This is a genomic window from Nonomuraea sp. NPDC047529, assembly GCF_040642995.1.
In the GTDB taxonomy this organism is placed as follows: domain Bacteria; phylum Actinomycetota; class Actinomycetes; order Streptosporangiales; family Streptosporangiaceae; genus Nonomuraea.
Map to the genome: position 1 here is coordinate 56,839 of NZ_JBEYTJ010000050.1, position 14,883 is coordinate 71,721.

Consider the following 14,883-nt stretch of genomic DNA (forward strand, 5'->3'; position numbering starts at 1 on the left):
ACGGACACCGCCTTCTCGACATCCACCCCCGGATACTCGCCGCGGCGATCGGCGCCGCCCTCTACGCCCTGGCCGCGCGAGTCATGCGCATCACCGAGTTCAGACCACCGCCCTCCAGACGCCGGTCAGGCCTTGACGGCGAGCCCGCCGTACATCGAGACCATGGAGTCCTCCACGAGCAGCGCCTGGTCGTCGGGCCGCCACCGGTGCACCGGCACCACACCCGGCTCGATGAGCTCGAACCCGGTGAAGAACTCCTCGATCTGCGCTCTGGTACGGGCCTTGGACATGATGCCGCGCCGGTTGTACTGGGCGACGGCCTCGCTCACCAGCCTGCTCGGCGCGCTGTCGAGCGTGATGGTGGACAGGGCCAGGAAGCTGCCCGGCGGCAGCGGCTTCATCAGGTGCTCGATGATCGAGCGGACGTCGGAGTCGTCGCGGATGAAGTGCACCACGGCGATCAGGCACAGCGCGACGGGACGGGTGAAGTCGAAGGTGTCGCGGACCTCGGCCGAGCCGATGATGGCGTCGGGGTCGTTCAGGTCGGCCTGAATGTAGCGGGTTCTGCCCTCCGGGGTGCTGGTGAGCAGGGCGCGGGCGTGTACGAGGACGAGCGGGTCGTTGTCCACGTAGATGACCCGGGCGGCGGGGTCGGCCTGCTGGGCCACCTCGTGCAGGTTGGGCGAGGTGGGCAGCCCGGTGCCGATGTCGATGAACTGGTCGACGCCGCGCTCGGCCGCCAGATGGCGGGTCACCCTGACCATGAAGTCGCGGTTGGCGCGTACGGACGTCGGCATGTAGGGGGCTATCTTGATGACCTCCTCGGCCGCCGTGCGGTCGGCCGCGAAGTTGTCCTTGCCCCCCAGGAGGTAGTCGTAGACCCGCGCCGAGTGCGGCACGTGCGTCCTGAGATCGACCCCCGTCCGCCTGTCGCCGGCCACCCCCGCACCTCCGTGTTGATCAACTGCCATGTGCCCCACGTTAGCGGGATTCAGGGGGCGGGATCCGGCGAATCCCACCTGGAACGACAACATCCTTGGCTCAGCGAGAAGAGGGCTCGCTCTTCTTGCGGGTGTGGCGGTCGGGGACGGGGGAGCGGCCCGCGGAATGGTCGGCGGACGCCTCGGCCGCCCTGGCGGGGTCGCCGTCGAAGAGCGGGTCGGCGGTGGCGCGCAGCGCGTGCAGGCTCGGTTCGAGGACCTCCCACCTTGTTCACGCGCATGGGGCCGAGGATTGCGCTTGGGACTTGTGGCCGGGTTGAGGCTGACTGGCGACGACCGCCGAGAGTTCGGACGCGCGCGAGCCGCCGGACCTGACCGCACGCACCTGCTTCTCGACGGCCATCTTGGGTTGTCCGGCGAACTTGCCGGTCAGCCGCTTGAAGACGTGAGGCGAGCAGGCCGGCGTGACGCGGACGACAGGGCTCCCCGATGCGCGGAGCCGTCCGCCGGTGATGGACGGCAGTCCGGAAGCGATCGGGGCCGCCTGAGGCCGACGGTCGCCGCCCTGGCCCAGGGGGCGGGACGGACCGTCCCAGCACACGAACGGCCGGCGCGGCCGGCAGCGCCGGCCGTACGTGCGCTTTCATGGCCGCCCACGCTGGGAAGCGGCCCCTTTTCCCGGTCTCCCTCCCGCGAGTGAGAGTGCTTTCTCGCACGGGTCACTTCAGCGCGCCCGCCGTCATGCCCGCCTGGATCCGGCCCTGGAGGAGGGCGTAGACGATGAGGATCGGCGCCATGGCGATGGTCAGGCCCGCGAACAGCCCCGAACGGTCACCGGCGTAACCCTGCTCGACCGCCAGGTTGGCCAGCCCCTGGGACAGGACGAACTTGTCGTCGTCGCTGACCAGGACCAGGGGGATCAGGTACTGGTTCCACTGGCCGATGAAGTTGAAGATGCCGACGCTGATGAGCCCCGGCCGGGCCAGCGGCAACATGACCCGGAAGAAGATGCGCGCCTCGCCGCACCCGTCGAGCTTGGCGGCCTCGGCGACCTCCTCGGGCAGCGTCCGGAAGAAGGCCACCAGGAAGAACATCGAGAACGGCAGCGAGTACGCCGTGTACACGAGGATGAGCCCGGGCAGCGAGTTGCCGAGCCCGAGGTTCTGGACGACGAAGAACAGCGGGACCAGCGCCATGAAGACGGGGAAGGTCATCCCGGCGATGAAGAAGTAGTACAGGACGTTCTTGAGCCGGAACTCGAAGCGGGCGAAGATGTAGGCGCCCATGGCCGACAGCAGCAGCGTCAGCGCGACGCCGCCGCCGACCACGACGACCGTGTTGCCGAAGTACGTCCCGATCGAGGCGGTCTCCCAGGCGCGGGCGAAGTTCTCCCAGCGCAGGGCTCCGGGCAGCGACCACGCGTCCGCGACGATCTCGGGATCGGACTTGAAGGCGCTGACGACCGCCCAGACCAGCGGCAGGACCGACACCACGGCCCACAGGACGAGGAACGCCTGCGCGACGGCGACCGTCGGGCCGACGGAACCGCGCCGCCCGGACCGCGACCCGCGCGGGCCCGCGGCCGTCCGCCCGCTCACCCGCTCATGCGTGGCGATGGCCATCAGAATTCGATCCTCTCTCGGCGGGTCGCGGAAAGCGTGAACGCGGACAGGGCCAGGGTGACGCCGAAGAGCACGACGCCCATCGCCGAGGCGTAGCCGAACCGGCCGTAGGAGAACGCGTTCTGGTAGAGGTAGAACGAGCCGACCTGGGTGGAGTCGTTCGGCCCGCCGCCGGTCATGATCTGAACGACGGCGAAGGCGTCGAGGGCGGCGATTCCCAGGTAGACGGCGGCCGTCCTGATGTTCTCCCAGATCAGCGGGATCGTGATGCGGAAGAAGACCTGTGTCCTGGAGGCGCCGTCGAGCACCGCGGCCTCCAGCAGCGAGGCGGGGATGGCCTTGATGCCGGCGGTGAACAGCACGACGTAGAAGCCGACGCCGTTCCAGACCAGCACGGCGAGCACGGCCCAGAAGGCCAGCCGTTCGTCGCCGAGCCACGACGGCTGCACCCCGCCGAGGCCGACGGCCCGCAGCGCGCCGTTGAGCAGGCCGTTGATGGGGTTGTAGACGTTCATCCACAACACGCCGATGATCGCGATCGACAGCACGTACGGGAAGAAGTAGACGACCCGGTAGAAGGCGGCGCCCCTGACGCCCCGGATCTCCCCGCCGCGGGGGCCGCCCGCGACGTTGAGCATGAAGGCCAGGAACAACGCCAGCCCGATGGTGACGAGTGGCAGCGTCACCAGGAGGATCACGTTGTTGCCGAGGGCCTTCCAGAACACCGGGTCGCCGGCCAGTTCGGCGAAGTTGCCGAGCCCGACGAAGCCGAGCTCGGCCGACAGGCCGCGCCAGTCGGTCAGGGCGATGTAGAACGCCTGGACGTAGGGCGAGGCCACGAACACCGTGTAGAGGAGGACGGGCGCGGCCAGGAAGCCGATGATGATGCGGCTCTGGTGCCGGTTGCGCATGGTTCGTCCGCCTCAGCGCCGGGCCGCGTCGGTGAGGCGCTGGGCCTCCGTGGCGAGCTGGGCGGCCTTCACGTCGCCGTTCATGAAGCGGCCCATCACCTTGGCGATGTCGTTCCACAGGCGGCTGTTGCGGGTGTCGAGCTTGACCCCGAAGACGTTGTCGCCGGCCTCGGCCAGCGCGGCGTTGATCGACGCGAGCCCGTGCTTGGCGTCCCCGGGCAGCTCGGCCCTGCGGTTGGCCGACAGGGTGCCCGCCTGGGCGATGAAGCCGGCGGCGCTGTCGTCGGCCAGCATCGCCCGCAGGAACTCCAGGCCGCCGGCGGTGTTGGCGGCGTCGCGCGGGATGACGTACGGCTCGCCCGCCTTGGCGCACAGCGCGCCGAACGGCCGGTCGTCGGCGGTGGTGATCGACGGGACGCGGCAGATCGACATGTCGAAGCCGGCCGGGACGCTGTCGCCCATCTCCTTCTCCAGCCACGAACCGCCCGGCACGAACCCCGCCTTGCCCTGGAGGAACTGCATCTGGGCGTCGGTGTGGTTGAGCCCGGAGCTGCCCTTCAGCACCCAGCCGTTGGCGGGGACGGCCTCGAACGCCTTCAGCGCGGCCACGGCCCGCTCGTCGGTCCAGGCGTCCTTCTCCATGTTGTTGATCTTCTCGACGACCTCCTTGCCGGCCACCTTGTAGATCATCGAAGCGAGCCACCAGAACATGTAGTACGGGAACTGGCCGGGGTAGACCCAGGGCGCGATGCCCGCGGTGGCCATCTTCTCGCACAGGTCGAGGTAGGCGTCCCAGGTCTGGGGGTAGGTCCAGCCCTTCTCCTTGAACAGCGACGAGCTGTGCCACGCGCCGTAGGCGCCGTAGGAGATGTTGAGCACCAGGAACTCGCCGCCGTGCGTGCCCACCTCGACCACGCCGGGCCGCAGGGTGTCGGCCACGGTCACGTCTGGAGCGCTCCACGAGGGCGCGGCCAGCAGCGGCGCGAGCGGCAGGAGAGCCTTGTCGCCGACGAGCGCGCCGTAGTCGATGGCGTTGGAGCCGGAGTTGTTCACCACGTCCGGCGGGTTCTTGGCGACGAAGCGGGGTTGCAGACTCTGCTGGATCTGCTGGGTCGCCGACTGCTTGATGTCCGCCTTGGGGTGCTTGCTGCGGTACAGCTCGATCGGGCGCTTGATGTAGGTCTGGCCGTAGCCACCGTCGAAGACGACGATCTCCACGGGCGCGTCTGACGCGACCCCGAACGGGTTGCCCGCGACGGCGCGTCCCGTCGGGGTCGCGGCGGGGGCCTGGCGCCCGCCCGGCGTGGCGCACGCGGCCAGCGCGCCCGCCACGGGGGCCAGGGTCATGAACGCCAGGACCGAACGGCGGGTCGGGCTGGGCTGCGACGGACGGTCGTTCATTCGGTACACCTCCACAGGAATCGTGCTCCTTTGACGATCCTGAGTAAGGTAAGCTACCTTACTAACATGGCTACAGCAACAGGCAGTTCTTCCGCTCCACCGTGGAACTCCTTCGACCAGGCGTTCCGCGGCCAGCCCGAGGCTCTGACGGCCCTCGCCGCCGCCCTGCCGGAGCAGCTCGGCCGCCATGGGGGCGCCGGCGCCGACCGCCTGGTCGTGTTCGGGATCGGGGCCAGCAGGGCCGCCGCCCACGTGCTGGTGGCGGGGCTCACCGCCCGCGGCGTCCCGTGCGAGCAGCTGACCGGGGCCGACTTCACCGCGGCCCAGGTGCGGCCGGGGACGACGTACCTGGGGGTCTCCCAGTCGGGCCGCAGCGTCGAGATCGTGCGCGCCCTGACGGCGGTGCCCGAGCGGTCGCGCATGAGCGTCGTCAACCGGGTGCCCTCGCCCGTGGCCGGCCTGACGCCGCGGAGCCTGTGGCTGGGCGGCGTCGCCGACTCCCGGGTGTCCACCGTCGGCTTCACCGCGACCGCGCTCGCCATGGCCATGCTGGCCGGGCACCTGACCGGCGACCTCGACGCCGAGCGCTGGGCCGCCTTCGGGCCGCGGCTGGCCGAGGTGATCGACCGGCGGCGCGGGGACGCCGCCCGCATCGCCGCCGACGTGCTGGCGGCCGGTCACGCCGACCTGATCTCCTCGGGGGCCGGGATGGCCGCGGCCGAGGGCGGGGCCCTGCTGCTCCGCGAGGGCGCCGCGGTGCCCGCCGCGAGCTTCGACACCCGCTCGTACCTGCACGGTTTCATGGACAGCGCGCGGCCGGGGAGCGTCCACCTGATCGTCGACCGCGGTGGCGAGGCGCTGCTGGCCCGGCAGCTCGCCGACCACGGCGCCACCGTGCACCTCCTCGGCGCCGAGCCGGTCGCCTACGACGGGACCGGCCCGCTCCACCAGATCCACCTGCCCGGCATGACGGACGCCGAGCTGGCCGTCGCCGCCACCGTCATCTGGCAGATGGTCGTCCAGGAGGCGTGCGCGGCCACCGGCCGCCGCCCCGAGGACCCGGTGTTCACCCGCATCGACACGAAGGTCGGGACCGCCGCCGAATCCGGCGAGCTGAGCGTCGAGCGGCTGGAGGAGGCCAACCGGCGTGTCCGCGCGATGGCCGGCGCGTACCCCGGCGTCCCGGGCGTGCCCGGCGCGGCCGACACAGCGGCCGAGCGGGCGGCCGGCGTACGGGCGGCGTGGGGAGCGACCGTCGTCGAGGGTGACGTCTCGCTCGGCGGAGGGCGCGTCCACGTGCTGACCTTCGACGACCGCACGTCCATCGCCGCGGGTCCCGTCCCCTGGGGGATCGGGCCCGAGCTGCGTGAGGCCGGCGTCGAGTTCGCCGACCACGTCCTGGCCCCGCCGATCGAGCACCTTCCCGATCTTCCGGAGCTCGCCGACTCCGATATCGTGATCGCCGTGGTACGGGATCTGCCCCGCCATCCCGGCAGCGCTGCCGTCTTCGAACGCCTGCGCGCGCCCCGGCTGGTCGTCGTCGACATGGGATATCCGGGCACGCCCTACCCGCGTGCCACCGGCGTGATCCGCACCTTCGGCGCGTCGCGGGCGAGCGCGGCCGCCGCGGTGCGCGCCCTCACCGCCGCGAAGGAGACCCCGGTTGGCTGACGACACCCGCGCCGCGGAACTGCCCCCGACCCAGCGGCACGTGCTGAGCCACACGCTGGGCCACGGTTCGACCACCCGGCCGCGGCTGCTCACGGCGACGGGCCTGTCCAAGCCGAGCGTCAACGACGCGGTCAGCTCCCTGGAGAAGGCCGGCTACCTGCACCGCAACGGCCGGCACGTGCCGGCCACGGGCAAGCCGGCCGTGATGTTCGAGGCGGCCGGCGAGGTCGGCTGGGCGCTCGGCATCGACCTGGGCAGCTCGCACGTCGAGCTGATGGCCGTCGACCTCGCCGGGGCGGACACCGAGCACGTCTCCCTCGCCGAACCCGGCCGTCCCGGCGCCGCCCGCCGGCGCGAGCCCACCGCGCCGATCATGGAGCGGGCGGCCGCGCAGCTCGCCGCCTGGTGCGCGGACCCGCGCCGCCGGGGCAGGCTGCGGGCCGTGACGATCGCGCTTCCGCAGATCATCGACACCGGACGCCGCCAGGTCACCGCCGCCGACGCCGGTCGCGAGCAGGGCGCGGTCGCCACGCTGCTCCACGCGCTCGCCGGCCACTACGACGGCCCGATCCGGCTGGAGAACAACGTCAACTGCTCGGCGGTGGCCGAGATGCGGATCGGCGCGGGGGCCGACGTGCCGAGCCTCGCCTACCTGCAGCTCGGCGTCGGCGTCGGCGCCGGGATCATCAACGAGGGCCGCCTGGTGCGCGGCGCGCACGGCGCGGCGGGGGAGTTGTCGCGGTTGCCGTTCCCGTGGGCCGACGGCGCCGAGCAGACCTCGCGGCACGCCATGGAGGACCGCCTGGCGGCCTCCCGACTGGTCGACTCCTACCGGTCCCGGGCGGCCGTGGCCTCCGACGCCTCCGTCGGCGAGGTGGTCCGGGCCATCCTGGCCGACGTCGCCGCCGGCTCGGCCGAGGCGAAGGCCGTCCTGGACGCGTACGTGCTGGACGTCGCCAGGGCGTGCGCGGCGCTCGCGGCCGTCGTCGACCCCGACCTCGTGGTCATCGGAGGAGAGATCGGGGACGCGCCCGAGGTCGTCGCGGCGGTGCAGGCCGCGGTGCGGCCGCTGCACGAGTTCGTGGCCGTGTCCGGCAGCGTCGTCGGCGCGCTGGCCACCACGCTCGGCGCGGCCGTCCTCAGCCTCGAACAGGCGCACGGCCAGCTCCTCGGCGAGTACGCCGTGCACGCCGCGCCCGCCGTCGACCGCCTCCGCCCACCCCCGGGAGACCGCCCGGCCGGATGATCAGCGTGCCCGCCGTCGCTCATGGTCAGGACGGGACGTAGGCCGGTTCCGTGCCCGACGCCGGTCCCGTGCAGGGGCCGGCGAGGATGTCGATCCCTTCGCGGTAGGGGTTGGGCGACCAGAAGCCCTGGGCGCAGTCGTACACACGCTCCTGGGCCGCGGCCGCCGTCGCGGGCAGGAGCGCCGCCGCGACGAGAGCGAGGACGGGCGTTCGGACGGGGCGCATGATGATTCCCTTCGGAGTCCTGAGGGTCAGCGGACGAAGCTGCCCGGGCCCACACCGGAGGAGCCGTTGGCGTGCGGCGGGGGCTTCACAGGGGTTCCTTCGTGCAGCCGTCGGCGCCGAGGAAGCCGTTCCAGGAGAAGGCGGTGCCGCAGCGGTGGGTTCCGGCGGCCGAGCCGGACCGTACCGTGATCACGACGTTGGCGTATCCGGTGCCGTCGCACGGGTTGCCGGAGAGGTGGTAGCCGTACTGACCAGGGGTGATGCTGCCTTAGAAGCACTCGTAGGAGCCTTCGGCGTGGGCGGCGGGGGTCGCCAGGAGGGGCGCCGCGAGCACTGCGGTGGCGATGACCGAACGTTCGAGCGGACGCACGATGCTCCCTTCACGGAGACGGTTCCGTTCAAGAAACTAGGCAGCCCGGCCGGGGGTTGCCCAGAGGCATCTGTCACCGGTTCAAGTGCGCTTCTCCCAGAGCCACGTGTTCGAGCATGCCGGCCCGGAAGCCAGGACGAACGTGCAGCTCACGACCGTGAACGGAGTATTGAACACCCTTCAGGGCGGCGGCCACCATCTCCTCGAGCGACCGCAGGCCCTGCGCCGAGCCGAGGAGGCGAGCGCGCTGCGGCCCAGGCAGTTGAGGTGGGCGTCGCCCAGCGGGGGCAGCCGCGCCACATCCTCGTCCACAGGTCCAAGAGCAATGAGTTGATCTCAGCCTAAATGATCTTGGGAGGTTGCTTCAGGCAGGTGATCGGCGCGTAGGCATCGGTGATGCGGGATTTTCAGTTCTGGACGCATCCAGGTGCCGGCAGGCGGCCTCGATGGTGCCGAACAGTTCTTCGACCATCGGCGCCAGCGAGGCCCGGACCTCACTGGCCCCCTCTCCCGCGAGCAGTCGGTGCCGGAACTCCCCGTCCAGCACCCGGTCAATGGCCGATGCGAGTGCCGCCACCAGCCGCGGGCGTAGCGGATCCCCCTGCGGTGGCATGTCCTCGGCCAAAGTGGCGGCGAGAAGATCCTCTCGCTCCCGGCGCAGCTCCAGTTCCCTGCCACGCAGTGCAGGGCTGGCGTTCATGGTCCGCTGGTACTCGACGCTCTGCACGAGCAGGCCGGCGATGTGATAGTCGCCGAGCAGGCGCAGGTAGCCGCGGGCCAAGGCCTGTGCGATCGATTCGTCGTCTCGACGGCTCCTGATGGCCGCGCTCGGTGCTGCCACGAAGCTGTCGCGCTCCTGGAAGAAGAGGTCCTCCTTCGTCGGGAAGTGGTTGAAGACCGTCTGGACCGCCATGTCGGCCTCCCTGGCCACGTCGGCGATGGTGACGGCGTCGAATCCCTGCGCGAGAAAGAGCCGCATCGCTGCCTCGCCGATCGCCTGCCGCGTCTGCTGCTTCTTGCGGTCTCGCCGACTCGTCATCTCGCTCATGGGCCAAGCGTACGAGCCCTCGCGGCCGCCGATACATAAATAGTGTGACTCTATTCATGTATAGACACTGTTGATGTAGTCACTACACTCATAGAACGTCTCCAATCACCGTGAGAGGTAAGCGTGACGACATCGAAGCGACACTGGGCCCTGCCGCGCGTTCTCATCGCCCTGGTGGCGGTCGAGACCGCCCTGGGAGCGCTCCTGTTCGACCTGGTCCTCCATGACACGGCCCACGAGCACATGTACAAACCGGCCTGGCCCCCGCACGCCAAGTTCCACGACGCGCAGTACATCGTCACGTCGCTGGCTCTCGGCCTGCTCGCCCTGCTCCTGCTGGTCCGCCGCCATGGGGACACGCACTCCCGCCTGCTGTGGTCGGCAGGCATCGTGGCCGTACCGTGGGCCGCCATGTTCCCCGCGCTGCTGTTCCCCGGCACCGCCACGTACGACCCGGAATTCAAGGACGAAACCCAGTTCGTTCTCGGCTTGCACGGCCAGTTGTTCATGGCCGCCGTCACTTGCGTGATCCTCGCCGTCGCGGTGCTCCTCGCCGTGACGCGCCGCCGTCAGGTCACGTCGTGAGGCTGTTCGTCTTCGGTGCGAGCGGTGGCCTGGGCGCGCAGTTGCTCGACCAGGCCCTGGGCTCCGGCCACCGCGTCACCGCCGTGGCACGCACCCCCGAATCGATCCCCGGCCATGCCCGCCTGACGATCCTGCCCGGCAATGTGCTGGAACCCCATGGCTGGCGCCGGGTGCTCGCGGGCCACGACGCGGTGCTGTCGTGCCTCGGAAGCGCCGATCGACGTCCCACGACCGTCTACTCGCAAGGTATGACCGGCATCATCGCGGCCATGCGGGACAGCGGAGTGCGCCGACTGACCTGCGTCACCTCAGCCAGTCTCAGCCTGCCCCCGACCGCACCGCTGAGCCGGCGACTGCTGATCGGCGGTGTGGTCCGGCCGCTGTACCGCCACGTCTACACCGACATGACCAAGATGGAGGACGTCGTCACCACCAGCGACCTGGACTGGACCATCGTCCGACCGCCGAAGCTGACCGACGGCGAGCTCACCCGCCAGTACCGGACGGCCGCCAACCAGCACCTGCCGCGCCCGCGTACTTTGTCGCGTGCCGATCTCGCGCACTACATGCTCAACCATCTCGACGATCAGGCGAGCCGGCGGTCCATCATCGAGATATCCCGTTGATCGTGCGCTGTGGCCGGCGCAGATGCTGTCGTCGAGGTTCAGCAGGCCCTGCCTCACCACGAATAGGGCCAGGCAACGCTTGCGACGCCTCGCCGCTCCTGTGCTCGCGTCGAATGTGATCAGCCGGACTGTGCGAGCAGGTGGACGATACCGGCCGGGTTCTTGATCCAATGGGTTCTGGAATCGAGGTTCTCCAGGGGTTCCAGCTCATCACAGGGGTGGATGCCGATGTCGGCCAGCTTGCCCGTCGCCGCGTCCAGGTCATCGGTGTGGAGTTGCAGCCACAGGTCGGGCTGGCTGTAGTTGTCCACGCAGTCGAGCCACAGCGTGTTGGGCCCGAACCGCACCGAATGAGTTCTCGAGACGGTCGGTGCATAGGAGACGTCGTCCTCTTTGACCTCGAAGCCCAGGGTGTCTCGGTAGAAGGCCACGGTGGCCTCGTACTGCGCCTTGGGGATCTTCATGGCGATGTTCAGGCCGGCGGTGAATTCAGGCTTGTCCATGGTTGCTCGACTCCTTCGTCGCGCCAGATCAGTGACGGTGGTCGGGCCCGGCGCGGGAGAGCTCCTCCAGCAGCGCCCGCCGCGTCGGGCCGATGAGCGCCGCGAACACCGCGACCGCCTGCCCTTCCGCATCAGGCGGCCGCATCGAGGTAGGTCTTCAGGTCGACGAGTTCTGCGTCCCATCCCTGGCTATTGGCCTTATGGGCGGACCAGGCGACGTCGTCGGCGGCTTGGGCGAATCCGCTCTCCACGAGACGCAGCCGGGTGCCGTCCGGCACTTGCTCCAGCGTGAACTCCACAAGCGTCTGCAGTTCATGGTTCGCAGGCAGGCCCTCGATCCCCCACCTGAACGCGAAACGGTGGGGTGGCTCGACCACCGTGATCGTGGCGACAGATTCCTGGCCGAGGTCCTCCCAGCGGAAGTACGCTCGCCCGCCGGGCCGCAGATCTACCTCGGCCACCGAACCGAACCACCGCGAGAGGCCTTCGGCGGTGATCAGGGCGGCCCACACCCGCTCAATGGGATGCCTCAGCACCACTTCGCGTTCGATCGTGTCCGGGACCATGCCCACCCTCCTGTCGCAACCTTTATGTTGCCATTAATATAGCAACATAAAGGTTGCGACAGTCGCCCGCCAGCCCCAGACGTCCGCATGATCAGGGCGCCGGTTCTCCCGCTCACCAGATCCGCAACGGTGGCGTGCGCACCCTCGCCGGAACCCTTCCCCCGCCACCGCGAGAAACCCGTCGCCCCGAGAACGCGACAGCCGCAGGCGGCGGGAGCCGGTTGGCCGGGGCGGCGCCCCCTTGAACCGGCTCCCGCCTGCAGGCTCTGCTCACTCGGCAGGCCGAGTCGGGCCGGGGTGAGAGAGGCGGCGCATCGTGTCGGTCCTGGCCGAGGTTTCCCGGATGCGCGTTGTCACGATACCGGCGCAGCCCCGGCTGGCTGCGGATGGAACGGCACGGGATCGTCCCCCATCCGCGCCGACGACGCAGGGACGCGCGCCGGGCATCGAGGTGGAGAAGGCAGCCTTGAGGTCGAACGCGTCGGCCGGCGAGTCGTTCGATGGGCGACAATGCCGGATGTGATTGTGGACAAGGCGATCTACTGCGACGGCGTACGCCACACCATCCACGGCGACATCAGCGACGCCTTCAGTGATGCCAGGACTCGGGGCGACTGCTTCCTGTGGATCGGCTTGCACGAGCCCAGCCAGGAGGAGTTCGACCTGATCACCAGCGAGGTGAAGCTGCACCCGCTGGCGGTGGAGGACGCCATCCACGCCCATCAGCGGCCCAAACTCGAACGTTACGGCGACACCCTGTTCGTGGTGCTCAAGACGCTGCTGTACGTGGAGGACGGCTCCGACATCGAGGTCGGCGAGATCAACCTGTTCGTCGGCGCGGACTTCGTCATCAGCGTCCGGCATGGGCAGGCCAACCCGCTGACAGGGGTGCGCAGGCGGATCGAGAGCGATCCCGAGCTGCTGGCCGCCGGGCCGGCCGGGGTGCTGTACGCGATCTGCGACCAGATCGTCGACACCTACTCGGAGATCTCCCACGAGGTCGAGCACGACTTGATCGTGCTGGAGCGGCGGGTCTTCAGTGGCGAGCAGGCCGACGTGACCGAGGACATCTACTCGCTCAAGCGTGAGGTGCTGGAGTTCCGGGCCGCTCAAGATCCCCTCATCCCCGTCCTTGAGGAGATCGTCAAGGGACGGGTGGAGTTGTGCAACGTGGCCCGCGACCAGTTCCGCGACGTACTCGATCATCTGCTGCGGGTGGACGCGGCCGTCGACGAGCACAACGAACTGCTCACCAACGCCCTGAACGCCCACCTGGCCCTTGTCGGCCGCGAGCAGAGCGCGGCGGCCATGCAGCAGAACGCGGACATGCGCAAGATCTCCTCGTGGGCGGCGCTCATCGCCGTCCCCACCATGATCGCCGGGGTCTACGGCATGAACTTCGACCACATGCCCGAACTGCACTGGCTGCTCGGTTACCCGCTGAGCTTGTGCGTCATGGTCATCGCCGTGATCATCGTGTACCGGCTGCAAGCTTCAGCGGGCGGGACAGTCCCGGCCGGTAGCCGGCGACGGTCTCCACGGTGAGGGTTGGCGGGCCCGTCGCCATAGGCGCGTAACCCTCGATCGGGCCGTTGCCCGCCGCCACGGCGTCCAGCGGTCCGGTGTCGGCGCCGGTGGCTGCGGTGAGTACGGGTGGCGGCTTTCACAGGTGGGTGACAGATTCAAAAATATGGGTCAAACTACTATTTGTGTCATTGACCCGAAACACCTTGCGTGCGGATCGGGTCGGTTGGCGTGGCTTCATCCCATCGCTCCTACGAGCGCTGCCTTTCATCGGACAGCACACCGCAAGGCGGCGGGCGACCCCTCGTGGCTCGATCTCCGAAAGGACGTCATGTCATGTTCGCTCAGGTTGTCTCCACGGAGGCGGAAAGCGACAAGCTCGCCGGTCTCCTCACGTTCTGCGAGGAGCAGCTCCCAAGCTTCCGCGCAGTTCCCGGTTTCAAAGGCTTCTACCTGCTTGCCGACCGCCAGAGCGGCAAGGTTCTGACCATCTCCCTGTGGGACAGCGACGACGACCTGCGCAGGAACAACGAAGGCCGAGGCGCCCAGGCACGTCAGGAGGCGAGTGCGGAGCTGGGCGTCACCCCTCCTCCGGTCGCCGTCTACGAGGTCGTGCTGCAAGCGTGACCCACAGCGGAGCGGCCCTGTCGGCCTGCGAACAGAGATCGGCACAATGAGCCCACCGACTCATCCCTCCCCGGGCCTGCGGGAACGCAAGAGGATCAAGCTGCGCCGCGCCATCCAGACCGCGGCGCTGCGCCTCTTCGAGAGCCAGGGCTACGAGAACACCACCGTTGAGCAGATCGCCGAGGCGGCCGAGACCTCCACCACCACCTTCTACCGCTACTTTCCCACCAAGGAGGACGTTGTCCTCGACAACGACGCCTCCCCCCTCTTCGAGACCACCACCGCTGAGCGACCCGCGGGCGAGCCCCTGACGGCGACGGTCCGCGCCGCCATGGGCGCGGTCGTGGCGGCGGCCGAAGCCGACCGCGACCTCACCCTCGCCCGCATGCGGCTCGTCGCGACCGTCCCGGCCCTCGAAGCTCGTTACGCCGGCGAAGAGCGCAGGACCATCGAGCTCCTGACCGCCCTGCTCGCCGGCCGCACCGGGCGCCCGGCCGACGACTACCAGCTCGAACTCATCGCTTTCGTCCTCGCGGGGGTCCTGTTCACCGCCTCCCGCAGATGGGTGGCCGACCAGGGCGCCACCCCGCTCGCCGCCCTGGTCGACCAGGCCCTCACTACCGTCGAACCGCTACTGGCCACACTTGAGGACCCGACCCGGACACTGCCCTGACCGGCCGGGCGGGGTGGGGCTGAGCACGTCGACCGCACGCCACGGGCAGACGGCGAATCCGCGCGGCGGCAGTACCGGGATCGGCAGCGCCTTGTGGTCATCTCTCACCTCTCGTTGCGGGGGAGGGGGCGCGGGTCAGATACACGGTGGCCGCAGCTCACCGCATGAAATCGGGTTTTCCATGTCAAATGGTGGAAGGGGACAGTGCCGGCATCGCCTCCTCGGTGGAGGCGTAAATCCGTGGTGTGGGCGGCGTGTGCCGTACTACAGTCGGGCACGCCTTCACCCTCGCGGCTGCTGAACCACGAGGCCCACGGCGGCGGCTCCGGTCCGTCGCCTTCTT

The 14,883-nt window shown here is 69.6% G+C and carries 15 protein-coding genes; 7 read left to right on the forward strand and 8 right to left on the reverse strand.

Annotated elements, in window-relative coordinates; translation table 11 throughout:
- Window positions 1-125: 125 nt before the first annotated feature.
- The 4 genes from ABZ815_RS46115 to ngcE all read right to left on the reverse strand — a co-directional run bounded on the left by ABZ815_RS46115 (window position 126) and on the right by ngcE (window position 4,875).
- Complete coding sequence (locus tag ABZ815_RS46115; RefSeq protein WP_357708167.1) at window positions 126-971, reverse strand: SAM-dependent methyltransferase; 846 nt, start codon at window positions 969-971, stop codon at window positions 126-128.
- Between the two features lie 689 nt (window positions 972-1,660).
- The gene (locus tag ABZ815_RS46120) at window positions 1,661-2,563 is read right to left on the reverse strand and encodes a carbohydrate ABC transporter permease (RefSeq protein ID WP_357708168.1); all 903 of its coding nucleotides are present in this window, start codon (window positions 2,561-2,563) and stop codon (window positions 1,661-1,663) included.
- Window positions 2,563-3,474, reverse strand: coding sequence for a sugar ABC transporter permease (locus tag ABZ815_RS46125; RefSeq protein WP_357708169.1), 912 nt, complete (start codon window positions 3,472-3,474; stop codon window positions 2,563-2,565). Before ABZ815_RS46125 ends, ABZ815_RS46120 begins: the two co-directional genes overlap by 1 nt.
- Before the next feature lie 12 nt (window positions 3,475-3,486).
- Window positions 3,487-4,875: an N-acetylglucosamine/diacetylchitobiose ABC transporter substrate-binding protein gene (gene ngcE / locus ABZ815_RS46130; RefSeq protein WP_357708170.1), complete on the reverse strand. Its 1,389-nt coding sequence runs from the start codon at window positions 4,873-4,875 to the stop codon at window positions 3,487-3,489.
- Window positions 4,876-4,941: 66 nt separating this feature from the next.
- On the opposite strand from ngcE, the gene ABZ815_RS46135 reads away from it, so the two are divergent.
- A complete protein-coding gene (locus tag ABZ815_RS46135) occupies window positions 4,942-6,546 on the forward strand; it encodes a hypothetical protein (protein WP_357708171.1) in 1,605 nt (534 codons plus the stop codon).
- The gene (locus tag ABZ815_RS46140; RefSeq protein WP_357708173.1) at window positions 6,539-7,792 is read left to right on the forward strand and encodes an ROK family transcriptional regulator; all 1,254 of its coding nucleotides are present in this window, start codon (window positions 6,539-6,541) and stop codon (window positions 7,790-7,792) included. The genes ABZ815_RS46135 and ABZ815_RS46140 overlap by 8 nt, the downstream gene beginning before the upstream one ends.
- Before the next feature lie 25 nt (window positions 7,793-7,817).
- Here ABZ815_RS46140 and ABZ815_RS46145 read toward each other — a convergent pair whose 3' ends face one another.
- A complete protein-coding gene (locus ABZ815_RS46145; protein WP_357708174.1) occupies window positions 7,818-8,018 on the reverse strand; it encodes a hypothetical protein in 201 nt (66 codons plus the stop codon).
- A 734-nt stretch (window positions 8,019-8,752) separates the two neighbouring features.
- A complete protein-coding gene (locus ABZ815_RS46150) occupies window positions 8,753-9,436 on the reverse strand; it encodes a helix-turn-helix domain-containing protein (RefSeq protein ID WP_357708176.1) in 684 nt (227 codons plus the stop codon).
- 123 nt (window positions 9,437-9,559) lie between these two features.
- On the opposite strand from ABZ815_RS46150, the gene ABZ815_RS46155 reads away from it, so the two are divergent.
- Window positions 9,560-10,021 carry a DUF6640 family protein gene (locus ABZ815_RS46155; RefSeq protein WP_357708178.1) on the forward strand — a complete coding sequence of 154 codons (462 nt, stop codon included), beginning with the start codon at window positions 9,560-9,562 and terminating at the stop codon, window positions 10,019-10,021.
- Window positions 10,018-10,647, forward strand: a complete 630-nt coding sequence (locus ABZ815_RS46160; protein WP_357708180.1) for an NAD(P)H-binding protein — start codon at window positions 10,018-10,020, stop codon at window positions 10,645-10,647. Before ABZ815_RS46155 ends, ABZ815_RS46160 begins: the two co-directional genes overlap by 4 nt.
- Window positions 10,648-10,766: 119 nt before the next feature.
- Here ABZ815_RS46160 and ABZ815_RS46165 read toward each other — a convergent pair whose 3' ends face one another.
- Together ABZ815_RS46165 and ABZ815_RS46170 are read right to left on the reverse strand one after the other, a co-directional pair.
- Window positions 10,767-11,150: a VOC family protein gene (locus tag ABZ815_RS46165; protein WP_357708181.1), complete on the reverse strand. Its 384-nt coding sequence runs from the start codon at window positions 11,148-11,150 to the stop codon at window positions 10,767-10,769.
- A 131-nt stretch (window positions 11,151-11,281) separates the two neighbouring features.
- Entirely contained in the window at window positions 11,282-11,716 is a 435-nt protein-coding gene (locus tag ABZ815_RS46170; RefSeq protein WP_357708182.1) for an SRPBCC domain-containing protein, read from the reverse strand.
- 510 nt (window positions 11,717-12,226) lie between these two features.
- Here ABZ815_RS46170 and ABZ815_RS46175 point away from each other — a divergent pair.
- From ABZ815_RS46175 to ABZ815_RS46185, 3 genes are all read left to right on the forward strand, one after another.
- On the forward strand, window positions 12,227-13,261 hold the full coding sequence (locus ABZ815_RS46175; protein WP_357708183.1) for a magnesium and cobalt transport protein CorA: 1,035 nt from the start codon (window positions 12,227-12,229) through the stop codon (window positions 13,259-13,261).
- 315 nt (window positions 13,262-13,576) lie between these two features.
- Complete coding sequence (locus tag ABZ815_RS46180) at window positions 13,577-13,867, forward strand: antibiotic biosynthesis monooxygenase (protein WP_357708184.1); 291 nt, start codon at window positions 13,577-13,579, stop codon at window positions 13,865-13,867.
- A 46-nt stretch (window positions 13,868-13,913) separates the two neighbouring features.
- Entirely contained in the window at window positions 13,914-14,540 is a 627-nt protein-coding gene (locus ABZ815_RS46185) for a TetR/AcrR family transcriptional regulator (RefSeq protein WP_357708185.1), read from the forward strand.
- The last annotated feature ends 343 nt before the right edge of the window (window positions 14,541-14,883 follow it).

What these genes read in the sequence shown, in the direction of transcription:
- ABZ815_RS46145 (WP_357708174.1), bottom strand. Translation starts at nt 8,018, where the DNA reads ATGCGCCCCGTCCGAACGCCCGTCCTCGCTCTCGTCGCGGCGGCGCTC.
- ABZ815_RS46185 (WP_357708185.1), top strand. Translation starts at nt 13,914, where the DNA reads ATGAGCCCACCGACTCATCCCTCCCCGGGCCTGCGGGAACGCAAGAGG.
- ABZ815_RS46175 (WP_357708183.1), top strand. Translation starts at nt 12,227, where the DNA reads ATGCCGGATGTGATTGTGGACAAGGCGATCTACTGCGACGGCGTACGC.
- ABZ815_RS46125 (WP_357708169.1), bottom strand. Translation starts at nt 3,474, where the DNA reads ATGCGCAACCGGCACCAGAGCCGCATCATCATCGGCTTCCTGGCCGCG.
- ABZ815_RS46120 (WP_357708168.1), bottom strand. Translation starts at nt 2,563, where the DNA reads ATGGCCATCGCCACGCATGAGCGGGTGAGCGGGCGGACGGCCGCGGGC.
- ngcE (WP_357708170.1), bottom strand. Translation starts at nt 4,875, where the DNA reads ATGAACGACCGTCCGTCGCAGCCCAGCCCGACCCGCCGTTCGGTCCTG.
- ABZ815_RS46170 (WP_357708182.1), bottom strand. Translation starts at nt 11,716, where the DNA reads ATGGTCCCGGACACGATCGAACGCGAAGTGGTGCTGAGGCATCCCATT.
- ABZ815_RS46150 (WP_357708176.1), bottom strand. Translation starts at nt 9,436, where the DNA reads ATGAGCGAGATGACGAGTCGGCGAGACCGCAAGAAGCAGCAGACGCGG.
- ABZ815_RS46135 (WP_357708171.1), top strand. Translation starts at nt 4,942, where the DNA reads ATGGCTACAGCAACAGGCAGTTCTTCCGCTCCACCGTGGAACTCCTTC.
- ABZ815_RS46165 (WP_357708181.1), bottom strand. Translation starts at nt 11,150, where the DNA reads ATGGACAAGCCTGAATTCACCGCCGGCCTGAACATCGCCATGAAGATC.
- ABZ815_RS46115 (WP_357708167.1), bottom strand. Translation starts at nt 971, where the DNA reads ATGGCAGTTGATCAACACGGAGGTGCGGGGGTGGCCGGCGACAGGCGG.
- ABZ815_RS46180 (WP_357708184.1), top strand. Translation starts at nt 13,577, where the DNA reads ATGTTCGCTCAGGTTGTCTCCACGGAGGCGGAAAGCGACAAGCTCGCC.